At 62.8% G+C, this 15,630-nt stretch carries 9 protein-coding genes; 2 read left to right on the top strand and 7 right to left on the bottom strand.

What is annotated here, in order from left to right:
- Positions 1-71: 71 nt before the first annotated feature.
- From ABID12_RS13230 to ABID12_RS13205, 6 genes are all read right to left on the bottom strand, one after another.
- The gene (locus ABID12_RS13230) at positions 72-1,730 is read right to left on the bottom strand and encodes a GMC oxidoreductase (protein WP_354434598.1); all 1,659 of its coding nucleotides are present in this window, start codon (positions 1,728-1,730) and stop codon (positions 72-74) included.
- A gap of 27 nt (positions 1,731-1,757) precedes the next feature.
- Positions 1,758-2,843 carry an ABC transporter ATP-binding protein gene (locus tag ABID12_RS13225; RefSeq protein ID WP_354434597.1) on the bottom strand — a complete coding sequence of 362 codons (1,086 nt, stop codon included), beginning with the start codon at positions 2,841-2,843 and terminating at the stop codon, positions 1,758-1,760.
- Between the two features lie 6 nt (positions 2,844-2,849).
- Positions 2,850-3,731: a carbohydrate ABC transporter permease gene (locus ABID12_RS13220; RefSeq protein ID WP_354434596.1), complete on the bottom strand. Its 882-nt coding sequence runs from the start codon at positions 3,729-3,731 to the stop codon at positions 2,850-2,852.
- Positions 3,728-4,618, bottom strand: coding sequence for a carbohydrate ABC transporter permease (locus tag ABID12_RS13215; protein ID WP_354434595.1), 891 nt, complete (start codon positions 4,616-4,618; stop codon positions 3,728-3,730). Before ABID12_RS13215 ends, ABID12_RS13220 begins: the two co-directional genes overlap by 4 nt.
- Before the next feature lie 59 nt (positions 4,619-4,677).
- The gene (locus ABID12_RS13210) at positions 4,678-5,913 is read right to left on the bottom strand and encodes an ABC transporter substrate-binding protein (protein WP_354434594.1); all 1,236 of its coding nucleotides are present in this window, start codon (positions 5,911-5,913) and stop codon (positions 4,678-4,680) included.
- 66 nt (positions 5,914-5,979) lie between these two features.
- Positions 5,980-6,933, bottom strand: a complete 954-nt coding sequence (locus ABID12_RS13205) for a sugar phosphate isomerase/epimerase family protein (RefSeq protein WP_354434593.1) — start codon at positions 6,931-6,933, stop codon at positions 5,980-5,982.
- A gap of 219 nt (positions 6,934-7,152) precedes the next feature.
- On the opposite strand from ABID12_RS13205, the gene ABID12_RS13200 reads away from it, so the two are divergent.
- Positions 7,153-8,220, top strand: a complete 1,068-nt coding sequence (locus tag ABID12_RS13200; RefSeq protein WP_354434592.1) for a LacI family DNA-binding transcriptional regulator — start codon at positions 7,153-7,155, stop codon at positions 8,218-8,220.
- Between the two features lie 16 nt (positions 8,221-8,236).
- Entirely contained in the window at positions 8,237-8,809 is a 573-nt protein-coding gene (locus ABID12_RS13195) for a diguanylate cyclase domain-containing protein (RefSeq protein WP_354434591.1), read from the top strand.
- A gap of 114 nt (positions 8,810-8,923) precedes the next feature.
- On the opposite strand, the gene ABID12_RS13190 is transcribed toward ABID12_RS13195, so the two are convergent.
- Positions 8,924-15,271 carry an autotransporter outer membrane beta-barrel domain-containing protein gene (locus ABID12_RS13190; protein WP_354434590.1) on the bottom strand — a complete coding sequence of 2,116 codons (6,348 nt, stop codon included), beginning with the start codon at positions 15,269-15,271 and terminating at the stop codon, positions 8,924-8,926.
- Between the last annotated feature and the right edge of the window lie 359 nt (positions 15,272-15,630).

Raw genomic sequence — 15,630 nt, 5'->3', positions numbered from 1 at the left:
TAGAAGTTCGCTCTCCACTTTTTCCGGGCAAGTCCACATCGTCTCTGACACACGGGACATCCGATTTTGAATCAAAGCCGCCCCGCCTTGTAGTCGGCGGCCAAGTTCCTACAGGCCCGGACGGTCAGTGCCATGATGGTCAGTGTCGTGCCAGACGTGCCGCTGCTGGGGAAGGCGCTGGCGTCGGTGACGGCGAGGTTGGGGATGTCGAAGCTCCGGTTGAAGGGGTCGAGGACGGCCTCTTCGGGGGATGCGCCCATGCGCGCGCCGCCGCTTTCGTGGATGGCGGCGCCCATGCACATGGTCTTGCGGAACCACCGGCGGAACATGAAACGGCTGAAAGCGTCGGCCTCGGGAAAGGCGCCGCGGCCCATTTCCTTCAGCCCGTGCGGGGAGCCGTAGAATTCCAGTTCGCCGCCGGCGTTTCCCACCAGTTCCGCCATTGTTTCGATCTGGCGCGACAGCAGGTCGTGGTCTTCTGCCTGCGGCACGCAGCGGATATGCGGCACGGGCTGTCCCCAGGCATCCTTGCGCTGCGGGTCCAGCGTGATGCGGTTGTCGGCATGGGCGGCCATGCGGCCGAAGCCGAAGAAGGAAAGCCGCGCCGGGGCGTTTTCGTCCGCGACCATCCGGCCGATACTGCCCTGGTAACTGAAATCGCCGTTAGGATCGCCGACGCCGTCCTGCCCGAAACGCGGAATGAAGATGCCGCCCGAGGGATTGTAGAACGGGTCGGTGGGCGCGGCGTCATCGACCATCCAACCCTTGGCAGCGGGAAACGATCCAGCGGCAAGGCAGGGAAGCTGGTCCATGAAATAGCGCCCGAGCAGGCCGGAGGAATTGGCAAGCCCCTGCGGATGCTCGGAGGATGCGGAGTTCAAAAGCAGCCGCACGCTTTCCACCGGTGAAGCGCAGACGACGACGAGACCGGCGCGGACCGTTTCGCGCTTGCCGGTGGTGCGGTCGATGACTTCCGCCCCCGTCGCCTTGCGTCCGCCGGTCTCCGTCAGGATGCGGCTTGCGGACGTGTTGTAGCGCACCGTCAGATTGCCGGTCGCCAGCGCATCGCGCAGGGGCTTCGGCGTGCGCTCGGGATCGGGCGCGATATAGCGCCAGGAAACGACGCGCCGTTCCGGCCAGCGCTTTTCCGTGATCTCGCGAAACTGTTCCTCGGCCGGTGTCAGTTTGGCCGGCGCGGCATAGACACCGTCAGGCAGGCTTTCGACATTGTCGGTATTGCCGTAAAGGCCCAGAAGGGTTTCGACCTCGTCATAATAGGGGGCGAGATCGGCATAGGTGAACGGCCAGTCAGCGCCCTTGCCGGTGCGCGAGCGGATATTGAAATCGTCATCGTTCCAACGCAGCAGCACACGGCCGAAACTGTGCAGCCGTCCGCCGCCCTGCTGGCCGCGAATCCACAAAAACGGCGCATCCTTCGGCGTCGTATAGGGGTTCTGGCGGTCATTGACGAAAAAATGGCCGAACTGTTCGCTGAAAAAGGCGGCGCGGGCCTGAACCGGCTGCCCCTTCAGCGTCGCGCGGGCGCGCTCCCAGATGTTGATGTCCCGATGGCCCTTGCGCTTGCGGGACGGGTCGAAGTCCTCGGGCTTCGTTTCCCGGCCCGCCTCCAGGAGCAGTACGGAAAGCCCCTGTTCGGTCAGTTCCTTGGCGGCGAACGAGCCGGACGCGCCCGAGCCGATGACCAGCGCATCATAATGTTCTTCTGTCATGTGTCTGTCCTGAATGATATCGGCGCCTCAAAGCCGCGCGCCGTCGGCATCGAAAAGCGATGCCTTTGAAAGGTCCGTATAAAGGGAAAGCGCGGTTCCGGGCGAAAGGTCGGTCTCGCCCATGATGCGCATGGAAAGGCCCGGCTCCCCGCCTTCGAACCAGACCACCGTATCGGCGCCCATCGGTTCGACCACGGAGACGGTCGCGGCAATCGACTGCCCGCCGGATGTTGCGTCGGGCGTGGCGGTGAGATGTTCGGGCCGCAGGCCGAGCGTGACATAGCCGCTTTTCGGCGGCTGAAGAAACGGGTAGGCGGAAAGGTCGAGACGGTGGCCGTCACCCTTGAAAACCGGTGCGCCTTCATGCACTTCCAGCCGACCTTCGAGAAAGTTCATGGCCGGCGCGCCGATGAAGCCGGCGACAAACAGGTTGACGGGGTGATGGTAGATCTCCGTCGGCGTCGCCATCTGCTGGATGACGCCGTCCTTCATGATCGCGATCCGGTCGGCCAGCGTCAGCGCTTCCACCTGATCATGCGTCACATAGATCATCGTGTTGCCGAGCTGCTGGTGCAGCTTCTTGATTTCCACGCGCAATTCGTTGCGCAGCTTGGCGTCGAGATTGGACAGCGGCTCGTCGAAGAGAAAGACGTCGACATCGCGCACCAGCGCCCGGCCAATGGCAACCCGCTGGCGCTGGCCGCCGGAAAGGGCGGCGGGGCGGCGGTCAAGCAGCGGTTCCAGATGCAGAAGGGCCGCCGCCTTTTCAACGCGCGCCTCGACCTCCGCCTTCGGCAGACCGGCCACGCGCAGGCTGAAGGAGAGATTGCGCCTGACAGACATGCGCGGATAAAGCGCGTAGGACTGGAACACCATGCCGATGCCCCGGTCCTTCGGCTCGCTCCAGGTGACATTGCGCCCGGAAATGGAAATCTCGCCGTCGGCGATGTCATTGAGCCCGGCAATCGCGTTCAAAAGCGTGGACTTGCCGCAGCCCGAGGGGCCGAGGAGAACCAGAAACTCGCCCGGCGCGACATCGAGGTCGAGCTTGTCCATGACGGTGTGGTCGCCATAGGTGACCTTGAGGTCGGAAACGGAAACAGCGCTTTGCATGATGGATTATCCTTTCACCGCGCCGTCGGCGATGCCGCGCACGAACCACCGCCCGGAGAGGAAATAGATGGCCAGCGGCACCAGTGCCGTCAGAATGGTGGCGGCCATGTTCACATTGTAGAAGCGCTGTCCGGTGGTGGTGTTGACGATATTGTTGAGCTGGATGGTCATCGGCAGGTTGTCGCGCCCGGCAAAGACGAGGCCGAGCAGGAAGTCGTTCCAGATGCCGGTGAACTGGAAGATCGAGGCGACGACCAGCATGGGCACGGCCATGGGCAGCATGATCTCGCCGAAAATGCGCCAGAAACCGGCGCCGTCGACGCGGGCGGCGCGGAACAGTTCGGAAGGCACCGAGGCGAAATAGTTGCGGAACAGCAGCGTGACCAGCGGCAGGCCGAAGAGAACGTGGACGGCGATGATGCCGGGCAGCGTGTTATAGAGGCTCAATTCCGCCATGGCGCGCACCAGCGGATAGAGAAAGACCTGATACGGCACGAAAGCGCCCAGCATCAAAAGCGCGAACATGAGCTTCGAAAAACGCATGTTCCAGAAGGAAAGCGCATAGCCGTTGACCGCACCGAACAGGACGGAAATGACAACGCTGGGCACGGTGATCTTGACCGAGTTCCAGAAGCCGAACCGCACGCCGGTGCATTCCGACCCCATGCAGGCGCTCGACCATGCGGTTTTCCAGGCGCTGAAATCGAGATGCGTGGGTAGCGCGAAAATGCCGCCGCTGCGGATTTCGTCCATCGTCTTCAGCGACGTCGTCAGCATGATCCACAGCGGCAGGGTGAAAAACACCACGGCACTGACGAGGAAGATATAAAGGCCGATGCGACCCGGCGTCAGCGACCGGGGATTGGGGCCTCTGGGAACGGGTTTCATAGCATTCCTGCCATTTTCTTTGCCTGCATATGGCGCGCATAGGACAGCGGGACGGCGACCAGAACGACGGTGATCAGCAGAACCGTGGAGCCCGCGGCGGCAAGGCCGAGATTGTGGCGCTGGAACAGGTTGTCCATGATGAATTTCGCCGGAACTTCCGATGCGCCGCCGGGGCCGCCGTTGGTCAGGGCGACCACGAGGTCATAGGTCTTGACCACGCCCATCGAAAGCAGCGTTGCGGCACTGGCCACCGAGGGGCCGAGCTGCGGCAGAACGATCGAGACATAGGTGCGCCAGACCGGGATGCCGTCGACGCGGGCGGCCCGCCACTGCCCGTCGTCGATGGTGCGCATGCCTGCCAGCATCAGCACCATGACGAGGCCGGAAGCCTGCCAGATGCCAGCGACGACGACGGCATAGATCGCCATGTCCCGGTCGACGATCCAGTCGAAGCGGAAGCTCTCCCAGCCCATGGCGCGCACGGTTTTCTGAACGCCCAGCGTCGGGTTCATCAGCCATTGCCAGATCAGGCCGGTGACGATGAAGGACATGGCATAGGGATAAAGAAAGATTGTGCGGAAGACGCTTTCATAGCGCACCTTGCGGTCGAGCGCTGCGGCAAGAACGAAGCCGATGGCGAGGCAGCCGCCGACAAAGAGCACGCCGAAGATCACCAGATTCTGCAGTGACACAATCCAGCGCGCGGTCGAAAACAGTGTCTCATACTGTTTCCAGCCGACCATTTGCGTGGAAGGGAAGAGCGTGGAATTGGTAAACGACAAATAGACCGTCCACGCCATGGTGCCGCAGTAAAGCACCAGTACTGCCGCCCAGGTGGGAAACAGCGCGACAGCGGCCGCGAAGGGACGTTTCTTCTTGTTGCGCATAGAATGCCTCGAAACAGCCGAACGGGCCGCAGACCATGCCGCGACCCGCCTCGGGGAACTCAGTCGGCCGCAATGACGTCGATGAAGGCCGAAGCGCCGTCTTCCGGCGTGGCGGAAGGATTGCTCCAGTACTGATCGACCATATCCGTCAGCGCGCCGACCTTCTGCGGCGTGATGAGAATGCCGTGTTCGGGCACGATCTTGTTTTCTGCAAGCAGCGACATGCCGGTCTGCGCGCAGACATCGAAATCGCTCATATCCACATCCGAGCGGACGGGGATCGAGCCCTTGGCGAGCGAGAATTTCTGCTGGACTTCGGGCATCATCACGACCTTGGCCATCAGCTTCTGCGCCTTGTCCTGTTCTTCGTCGCCGGTCTTGGGGAAGGCGAAGGCGTCGGAGATATAGACGAGGCCGTCGGAAGCGGGCGCGAGCGCGCAGCCGAAATCGGTCCCGGCGTTCTGCCCGGCAAGCGCGAACTCGCCCTTGGCCCAGTCGCCCATGAACTGGAGACCGGCATCACCATTGATGACCATGGCTGTGGCGTCGTTCCAGTTGCGGCCCGGCGCACCCGCATCGACATAGTCGCGCATGCGGCCGAAAATTTCGAAGGTTTTCAAAACACCGTCGGAATTGAGAATGGCTTCGTCCTCATCCGCATAGATCTTGCTGAAACCCTCAATGCCGACCTCTGAGGCGAGGATCGCGTTGAACACCTTGACCTCCTGCCAGGCCTGACCGCCCCAGGCGATCGGCGTGACGCCGGCGGCCTTGAGCGCGTCCATGTCGGCAAAGAAGGCGTCCCAGTCTTTCGGCGGTTCGGTGATGCCTGCCTTTTCGAACGCCGGCATGGAATAGAACATCCAGTTTTCGCCGTGGATACCGGTCGGCACCAGATAGATGTCGCCGTCATAGGTGGCGTAGTCTAGGAGCGCTTTCGGCATCACGGCTGCCCAGTCACCGGCGGTCGCGACATCGGTGATCGGGTTAAGCAAACCCTGTTCGGCATAATCGGCGGTATCGGCGCCGACGACGCGCTGAACGACTGTCGGCGGATCACCGGCGATCATCCGGTTCTGCAGCGCCGCATTGGCGTTTTCAAAACCGGCGATGGAGAAATTCTCCCACTCGCCGCCTTCGCTCTCGAATTCCTCGCGGATGGCCGAAACGGCCTTTTCCTCGCCGCCGGATGTCCAGGAGGTGAAGACTTCCGCCTTCAGTCCGGCATCCTGGGCAACGGCCGATGACGCCATCAAAAGCGTCGAACACATGAGCAGTCTGATCTGGTTTTTCATGTTCCACCTCAGTTTTTAGCGGGCTCTCTCGAGGAGCTTTGTCCGCGGGGTTTTGCCGAAACCTGTTCAGCGAAAGATCGGAAGAAGCGCCTGCCGCGCCAGTTTCAGTCCGTTGGCGATATCGGTAACCGGATCGGCCGCGGCATCGAGTTCCAGAATGGCCCAGCCTTCATAATTGCGGTTGCGCAGAAGCCGCATGAAAGCGGGCCAGTCGACCCGGCCGGAGCCGAAGCCGCAGAAATAGGGGCGGTGGCGCTGGTGAATATCTGCGCCGATCGGCGTGTCGGCGGGCATTGCGCCGAGCGCGTCCTTCCAGTGCGCGATGATCATGCGTTCGTGGTGACGGTCGATGACCTGCAGCGGATCGGCCCCGGCGAGGATAAGATGCGCGGTATCCGGGCACATATGAACATAGGCCGGATCGGTCATAAGCATCAGAAGATCGACATCCCGTCCGTTGGCGAAAAGCGAATGCGCCTCCGTGTGCAGCGCCAGCCGGACGCCCTTTTCAGCGGTTATCGCGCCGAGCCGGTTGAGAAGATCGGCGAGTTTTTCCGCCGCCGCCCTGTCGAAGAACCGGGCCGGGAAGATATCCGGCGAATGCCTGAGCGGCGTGCCGACCACCATGATATCACCGCCGCAGGCCGCAATGAAATCGGCATAGGCGGAGACCTTCTCGATGATCGCCGGCTGAACCGCCGGATCGTTCGGATCGCCGTCTGCTTCCAGCCCGGCGAAGAAGCCGCTGGCAAGCTGAAGACCGCGCGCGGAAAGCTCGCCGGCAAAGGCGTCGACGGAGCCGAAGGTCGCACAGGCATGTTCCCAGCCGAAGGGCGAGAAGGTGAGTTCCACGCCGGTCACACCGGCCTGCTGCACGCTGTCGAGAAGCTTGCGCCAGAACGGCTCCGGTTCGGCCTGAGCATAGGCAATGACGTCATCTTCGCTTCCAACGCCCCAGAAGCCGGGATGGAAGAAAGTCACGAGATCGACCCCGAAGCGAAGCCTGTCCTGCGATGCCATCGATCATCCTTTCGCCAAAGCGCGCACCATCGCGGAAAGGCTAAAAGCCTTTCCGAAAACGCGAATAAATCCATAATGTTACAAATGGCAATCGTTTGCCATTGACTAGATAATAATCAAGTTCATTTTCGAGGCAACCGGTTTTTGGCAAACGATTGCTAAATTTCGGAGGGTCTTATAGTTTGACCGTTCAAAAGACGCTGTCTCAGGGAGGGATATGTGAAGAAAAACAAAGCAATATCCGGTGAGGAGGGCAATGGCCCGCTGATGGCCGATGTCGCCAGACTGGCGGGCGTGGCGATTTCCACCGTCAGCCGGGCGCTGGCCACTCCCGACCGCGTCAACGCCAAGACCCGTGAGAAGATCATGCGCTCGGCGCGCCAACTCGGCTATACGCCCAATGCCATTGCCAGTTCCTTGAGGGCCGGCAAGTCCAACCTGATCATGATCATCCTGCCGGGCTCGCTGTTTTACGGCATGTCGCAGGTCATTCCGCAGATCCTGCACAGCATCAACACCACGCTGGCGCGCAACGGCTATCACCTGATGATCGCCAACCTCGACCGTGACGAGACCTCGGAGCGGCATATTCTCAACCTCGCTTTCGGCAGCGCCGTGCGCGGCGCGCTGATCTTTTCCTCCGACCTGCCGGACGATGGCAGCCGCTCCTTCGCCGACACCGCCCTGCCGGTCGTCTCGATCCTGCGGGATCTGAGCGGGCTTTCCTTTCCGAGCGTCGTCACAAACGACCGCGCCGCCATGCGTGAAGCGACGGAAAAGCTGATCGGGTTGGGCCACCAGCGCTTTCTGTACATCACCGCTGAACAGGGAAATTATCACGACCGGGAGCGTTATGGCGGGGTTGTCGATGCCATGGAAACAGCGAGCCTGCCGAAGGAAAACATTGTCCTTTCCGGCGGTGCGCTCAGCTATCAGGAAGGCTTCCGGATCGGAACGGAAGCGGCAGACCATTTCGCTACTCTTGCGGAAAAGCCGACCGCCGTTCTGGCCACCAGCGACGACATGGCTGTTTCTTTCATGAGTGCCGTCCGGCAGCAGGGCTGGCGCATTCCCGAGGATATCTCGATCATCTCCTTCGACGGTTCGCCGGCTTGCGCCTTCTGTTTCCCGCCGCTTTCGGCCATCGAACAGCCCGTCGAGGCGATGGGCCGGGCGGCGGCTGAACTGCTTGTGGACCTGATCGAACGGAACGAGCGCGCCAGCGGCCAGCGGGTCGTCATTCCAAGTCGCCTGATCTGTCGCGAAAGCATCGCCGCGCCGTCATGACTTAGCCTTCCGGATAATGTTTCAGAAATTCGACGAGGACTGCGAGCGCCGTGGCGATGTCGTCTCTTCCCACGAATTCCGCGGGACTGTGGCGGATACCTTGGCGGCAGCGGACGAAAAGCTCTGCGTAATCGCAAAGCGCATACATATGACGCGCCGTCACGCCCTGTTTTTTCGCTTACCCGTCAATCGCATTGACCGCCCGCAGTGCAATGTCGAGAGCGTCGGTTGTCGAATGACCTCACCGCGAAGGCTGCTCCTAAAGGTTCAGTTCCACAGCCGTGTTGTCGGCCACGGAGCGGTAGGCCGCCGATATGATGTCGATTACCTTCAGGGCGACGACGGGTTCGCGGTGCTCCTTCCCGGCGTAGACTACGGGGCCGCCGAGGTGGCGCTCGAGGAGATCGACAAGGTCCTCAGGATCAACAACCAGTTCTATGCGGATGCGTCGATCAGCATTTCAGCAGGCATCGCGATCTGCGATAAAGGCGAGCCGATCCAATCCGCCGTGCGCCGCGCCGATGCTGAAATGTATCGTCAGAAGCGCGAGTTCTACACGCTGCAGAAGAAGACCAGCTCTGACGGCTGACAGCCCCCCGTAAGCGAGAGCTGTATCCTGGTGTCCCTACGATGATACAGCCGATTGTGAAGTCAGGCTTGTCAACCAACTGCGCCAGGCGGTTCCGCCTGACTGCGACGGGTTTCAAAAGCGCCAGCCGACACGCCCGGTGACCGTCTGCGCGACGGTATCCCGATTGCTCTCAAGCTCATACTGGAGGCGCATCTCAAAGCCGCCATCGGCAACATATTCGAAGCCGAGCGCGCCCTGGCCGACCCAGTCCTGGCCATCATAGATTGTGTTGAAGCTCGATCCACGGTTGGAAGCCCCCCTGAACCGCGTATCCTGAGCGATGTCGCGGTCGTGCCACCAGCTCACACTGGCCTTGGCGAAGGGCCGCAGCGTGCCGCCGTCAAGATCGACGCGCGCACCCCACTCAAGCCCCGGACGGATGCCGATCGCCACATCGTCAACACTTCCCAGATCTGCAGCATAGGCGCTGCCGCCCCTTTCCGAATAGCCAGGTACATGGGTGTAGATCGTATCGAAGTCGAGATGCGGTTTCAGATAGGAGCTGCCGAGATCGGCATAGTAGGCCGCCCTCAGACGGCCGACGAAGACATGAGCCTCGGGTTGCGAGGGAATGATATCTCCATTGCCTCCAACGATTGACGGGCTGAGATAGCGCGTCTGGTCGATATCGCTGAAGATATAGCTGCCCGATGCGGCAAGTTCGTACGCACCGTCAATGCGCTTCTTCACGACGAGGCCAAGGCCGTAGTCGTCCGTGCTGGAGGAAAAGCTGCCATTCGAAGCATGTGTGCTACTTTGCCCGAACACCGCCGACCCGCCGACGAACCAGTCGTTCTCGAGCGCCTTTTGGCCGCCGAAACGCAAGGCGGTGGTATCGGTCTCATAGGCCGGCGCACCATTTGACGAAAACGTTCTGATGCTTCCGCCCGTCACCTTGCCCCAGACACAGCTCTCCTCCGTGAGGAAGGCTGTCTCGCCGGTAAAGACCGGGCAGGAATGAAGGGAATCGGCAAGCCTGACGACCTTGCCGGATTGCTCGGCTGCGACCCGGACCGCGCCCTGCGGCGAAAGCGAGGTCAGCATTTGCGCATAGCCTTCAGTATCGCCTGCCGCGACATTGGCGAGCGCCACCATGGAAGAGCCGAGATTGCCGATATCGCCACTCTGCCATTCCTGCTGGTAGTAGGTCGCAAGCGACTGCGCCGTGCCCGAAAGGCCAACCCCGGCGGGATCGAAATCGAGGCTTTCGGCAGCAAGCAGCGCGCTCGGCAGCCCCTGATAGGAGCCCGACGACAGCGCATAGTCGACGACGAAGCTGTCCGTGACGGAAAGTGCGGCAACAGACGGCGCATCCGGCGTGCCGCTGACGCTGAAGATCGCAGCGCCGGGAAGCGGCTGAGACGGATCGCGGGTTTGCGGCAGGGCAACGACAGAAGGCGCGACCGTGCCGGCAAGAGAGACCGCAGCCCCTTCCGTCTGCATCCGGATCCAGTCCATCTGCCCATCGGCAAGGTCCACATCGACCGAAAGCGTGCCGGACGTCTGCTGGGTGAAGTTCGAGACATAGAAATTCGAGAACCCGACCGTTCCAGGACCCGCAACATTGATCGTTCCGCTATTTACGAACGTATCGGCAGTGCTGTTCACACCGGTTCCCGTCGGCACGGGATTGGCGATATCGCCTTCGGTCTGGTTCGCCGCAAAGATGGTCTTCCAGAACTGGGTACGGCCGTTGACCGGCGGTCCACTCACCGGATAGACGCTGTTGGCGTAGTCTGTGTCGTTGTCGATGACGATCCACTCGCCGGCATTCAGCGTTCCGGAATTCTCGAAGCGGTTCTGCCCGACACCGAGATCGACATTGCCGCTGACCGTGCCCGAATTGGAAAACGTCGTCAGGTTCGCGCCGGAGGTCGAAACACTGCCATTCTCCTGCCATGCGAGCCCGGTATACGCAGCGGCGACGGCGAAACCGTTTTCGCCCGCTGAAACCGTACCGCCCTTGACATTGATCGTGTTCGCCATGCCGCCGGCAATGGCAATGCCCGCGCCTGCCGGGCCACTGCCGCCCGTCACATCGCCGTTGACCGTAACGGCAATCTTCGGAAGATCGTCGGCAGAGACCGAAAGCGGCCCGTTGCTGAGCGCCTCGGCATAAATGCCGACAGATCCCGTGCCGGTCGCCTTGACCGTTCCTTCAAGGTCGATCGTCACGTTGCCGGCAACAGCTGCCTCGCCATCGCCGGACATTGCCAGAAGCGCGTTGAATACGCTTAAGACGCCAGCATATGTCCCCGCAGAACCGCCGAGGCCGCCAGCGGACTGGGCGAAAATGCCATGGGCGCCGTAGCCGGTGGTGGTAATCGCTACCGGTCCGCCATTCGTCTTGATCACCACATCGCCGCCCGTGCCGCCTGCAGCGGGAGAACCATAGAGTTCGAGAGGCGAAGCGACCGTCGCAACCCCGGTATCGATCCCGCCGATATGCCCGCCGCCGCCGCCGACAGACTGGGCCAGAACGCCAACGGCGCCGGTTCCGCCAGTCGTAATATCGCCGCCGAGCGTCACCTTGACGTCACCGCCCGCACCGCCGTTTCCACCGCTCGGTCCATAGGTCAGGTCGCGGCCCGAAAGCGTCGCTCCATGACCGATAGCACCGACACCGCCGCCGCCGCCAACGGACTGGGCGAAAATGCCGGAGGCTTCATCACCCTTCGTGATCAGCGCCCCGGTGTTCTCGATCGAGACCGATCCGCCATTGCCGCCGGAGCCGCCCGAGCCGCCAAGGGTGACGGATACACCCGAAAAGACCTCGCCGCCCGCGCTGGCTCCGTCATTTTCAGGCGTTCCTGGCTGGGCGTAGAGTGGCCCTCCGGCATTTTCCGGCAGATCGCTTTCCACAAAGGCCTGACCGTCGAGATAGGAATAGCCGCCGCCGCCGCCGATGGACTGGGCTGCGAGTGCATGGCTTTGCGTGCCGGATGTGGTGATGCTGCCCTTGTTGGTGATGGCGGCTTCGCCGCCGCTCCCGCTGGCTCCGCCATCGCCGCCATTGCGGAACTCGAGCGCGTGGATAGGCAGCAGCGACTTTTCATCCGCAGCCACACCACCCAGGCCGCCGCCGCCGCCGATGGACTGGGCAAGAATACCGAAAGAGTGATTGCCCGCAGTGCCGATCGTGCCGGAGTTCGTTACCGAGGCTTTGCCGCCGTCGCCGCCATCGCCGCCACTTGCGCCGATGATCACAGTGCCCCCTGCCGATGAACCACCGCCCGACGCTGCGCCGCCCGCACCACCGCCCCCGCCGACGGACTGGGCGAGAATACCTGCCGCAATCGCGCCCTTGGTTGTGATCGCGCCATGGTTTTTCACAATCGTCGTGCCGCCTGCCCCGCCTTTTCCGGCGGAACCGCCGAGTGCGATATCAAAGGTGATCGTGCTGGACGGCCCCTTGACGGAACTGCGGCCCTTCCACCAGTTTTCGAGCCTTGTCCAGTATTTGATGATGCTCTTGGGCGCCTTGGCAATGTTCGCCGAGCCAAGCGAATTGGCGGCCGTGGCGCTGCCGCCGGTTCCGCCCCCGCCGCCGACCGATTGGGCGAGAATGCCCGTACTGCCATGCCCCTTGGTGGTGATCGAAGCCCCTTCCTCGCTCGTGGCGGTCACAGCGCCGCCATCACCGCCATCACCGCCGGAACCGCCGAGGCTGAAGCTCACCTGCATCTTGGCCGCAGTCGCATTTGATGTCGCGCCTCCGCCGAGCCCGCCGCCACCGCCGACCGACTGCGCGAGAATACCCCGCGAGTTCGATCCGTCCGTGGAAATCGCGCCTGTGCTGGTGACGGTTACCGCTCCGCCTGCGCCGCCACCGCCGCCCCTGCCGCCAAGTGTTACGGCAGACGATGCGCTGGCCCCGGCCACGACCGTAACCCATTGCGGCGCGTAGGCCGCGCCCGCGCCACCCGTGCCGCCACCGCCGCCGACAGACTGGGCGATGACCGCATCGGAGGAATTGCCGTGGGTCGTGATGGAACCATCATTGGTGAGCTTGACCGCGCCACCTGCACCGCCGCCGCCCGCATTTCCAGCAAGGCTGACGCTGACTGCGCCGTTCTTGCCCTGAGCCGCATCGGTCGAGAGCGAACTAAGGATCGTAGTTGCCGAGGTCGCCTGGGAGTTACCGCCAAGACCGCCGCCACCGCCGATCGACTGCAAAAGAGCACCATAGGACTGATCGCCGTGGGTCGTGACCTTGCCCTTGTTGGTGACGGTCACCGCACCGCCATCGCCACCGCCGTCGCCAGTTCCGGCAACGGCAACGCTGGCGGAAATGGAGACCTTGTCGCTGAGGCCCGCCACCGGTGTTTCGGAAAACGCCGTTGCCGCTCCGCCGGAGCCGCCGCCACCACCGACCGAGGCAGCATAGATACCGAGCGCATCATCATCATTGGTGATGACGGAGGCGAGATTGGTGACGTTGGTCGCACTGCCCGCACCGCCCTTGCCGCCATTGCCGCCGATAGAGACTGATACGGCAAGGCTTACGCCCTGGATCGGAATGCCGAAGGCTGCACCGGTTGCCCCGCCCCCATCACCACCGCCGCCGCCGACCGAGAGCGCGTTGATACCATAGGCGCCCACCCCCCACGTCTGGATTGTTGAACTGGCGGCCTCGGCTGCGACAGCACTGTTCAGAACGGTCGGCGAAACCGTGACCGCCCCGCCATTACCGCCATCGCCGCCGCTGCCGCCGATCGTCACCGTCAAAAAGCCGTTTTCGGCGAAGGAACCGCCGCCCGCACCGCCGCCGCCGCCAATCGACTGGGCGATGACGGCGTGTGCATTGCTGCCATTGGTGGTGATGCTGCCAATGGGTGCGATCCGGACGGCGCCGCCCGCACCACCGCCGCTGCCGCTACCGCCACCGGCATAGAACGCACCGCCCGCGGAACCGCCGCTGCCGGTGGTTCCGAGCTGGGAGCCGAGAACGAGCCCGCCGCCACCGCCGACGCTGAACCCTGCCAGTCCGATGGCGCCAGCACCATCGGTCGTCACCTTGCCCGTGCTGGAGATCGTGACGCCGCCGCCATTGCCCGATCCGCCTGCATTGCCGCCGATCGAAACGAGCGCAGAGGATGCTCCGCCATTGCCGCCGCCGCCGCCGACAGACTGCCCGAGGATTGCGAGCCCGCCTGCGCCGCTTGTCTTTATCGATGATCCTGACTTTGTCGTCACCGTGATGGCGCCGCCAGCGGCACCTGCGCCTCCGGTGCCCGCATGGGCATAAAAGGGATCGATCGAGCCTGCGCCGGCGCCGCCGGTACCGGCATAGGAATGCGCGACGATACCGAGCGAGTCATCCCCTTCGGTAACGATCATGCCGGAAAGGGTAACCCCGATTATTCCCCCCGCCCCGGACGCGCCGCCATCGCCACCATCGCCGAGGCTGCCGCCGGAACCGCCCGCGCCACCCGCGCCGCCATTGGCGGAGGCGTAGAGGCCGGCGGCGCTTTTGCCGGTGGTTTTGAGGGAAATATTCTCGCCCAGATTGATCGTGACAGATTGCGCCGCGCCGCCATTGCCGCCGTTCTGTTCCGTGCCGCCCCGGCCACCATCTCCGCCGGTGGCATCGACCCAGAGCGCCGGCGCGTTTTCGCCGGATGTTTCGATATGGGCGGAATGGCCCGTAACCGTGATCGTGCCACCCGCACCGCCATTGCCTCCAAGAGCCTCGGTACCGAACGGCTCGCCCTCGTTCTGGCCCGCGCCGCCGTTTCCACCCGCGGCGGAGATATGCACCGCGCCGGCGTTGGCGCCTGCCGACGAGATTGCCGGCTGCACCCCGCCATCGCCGGCATCTAGCGTCAGTGACAATTCTCCGCCTGCACCGCCGGCGCCGGAGCCATTGGGGTCGTCCCAGAAAGCCTCTGTCGCACCGCCATTGCCTCCCTGCCCGCCATCGCCGTTCACCGAAATCGCGGATGTGCCGCCGCCCGATGCCGAAAGCGTGGCGCCTGAGGTGATCGTCGCGCTGCCGCCAGCGCCGCCCGGCGCACCTGAAACATCGGGGGTGTCGTCAAAACCGCCGGACATGCCGGCCCCGCCACCCTTGCCGCCTGAGACATCCACCTGAACGGGCGCCGTACCGGAGGGTTGGCTGTTGATCGTACCTGCAACATCGACGGTCACCACGGCGCCGTTTCCGCCGGGAGGAAGCGGATCGGGCGGACTGCCGGAGTAATCGGGATAGTTTGTACCGCCGCCCTGGTAATTGAGCGGTGCGTTCGCGCCATCATTGCTCACAGTGTCGGAAGACCAGGCCGGAGCCACGAGAAGCGGACTGAGCAGGGTCGAGGCGAGAAGAAGTCGCGAAAAGCGTGCGCCACCCTTTCTGGTTGGGCTCTTGTCAAAGCCGCTTTTCGCGGGAGTTTCGACAGCGCGCGTCTTGATCTTTATCATGTCCTATCCCCTCGTCATGCCCCCATGACCAGGCAGCAGGATAGTTTAGGCATTTCCAGAAGACAATTAAACAAAGCCAACAATTTCAGCATCCTATAAGTGCATCATTCCTAAAAATCGCGTCAGACACGAAGATGAAAAGTCCTGACGTCCCTCCACTTTTTGGGAGATTCTTGAGGTTCTGCAGTGTGCCCATTTATTGGACCGCCGGAGGTTAGATTTTTCCGGCTCTGATCATCGTGGCGGCTGGCGGCGCCACCGGGATTTGCCCCCGTGCGATTGCATCCTTCATATGGCAGTGAAGGTCAACGGAAAGGGCTCGGAGTATCGTACCGTTTTGTCGAATCGAGGAACCACAA

Source organism: Martelella mangrovi, from assembly GCF_040545495.1.
Taxonomy (GTDB): Bacteria; Pseudomonadota; Alphaproteobacteria; order Rhizobiales; family Rhizobiaceae; genus Martelella; species Martelella mangrovi.
Note: the sequence above shows the minus strand (reverse complement) of the source record. Positions and strands in the feature narration are given on the sequence as shown.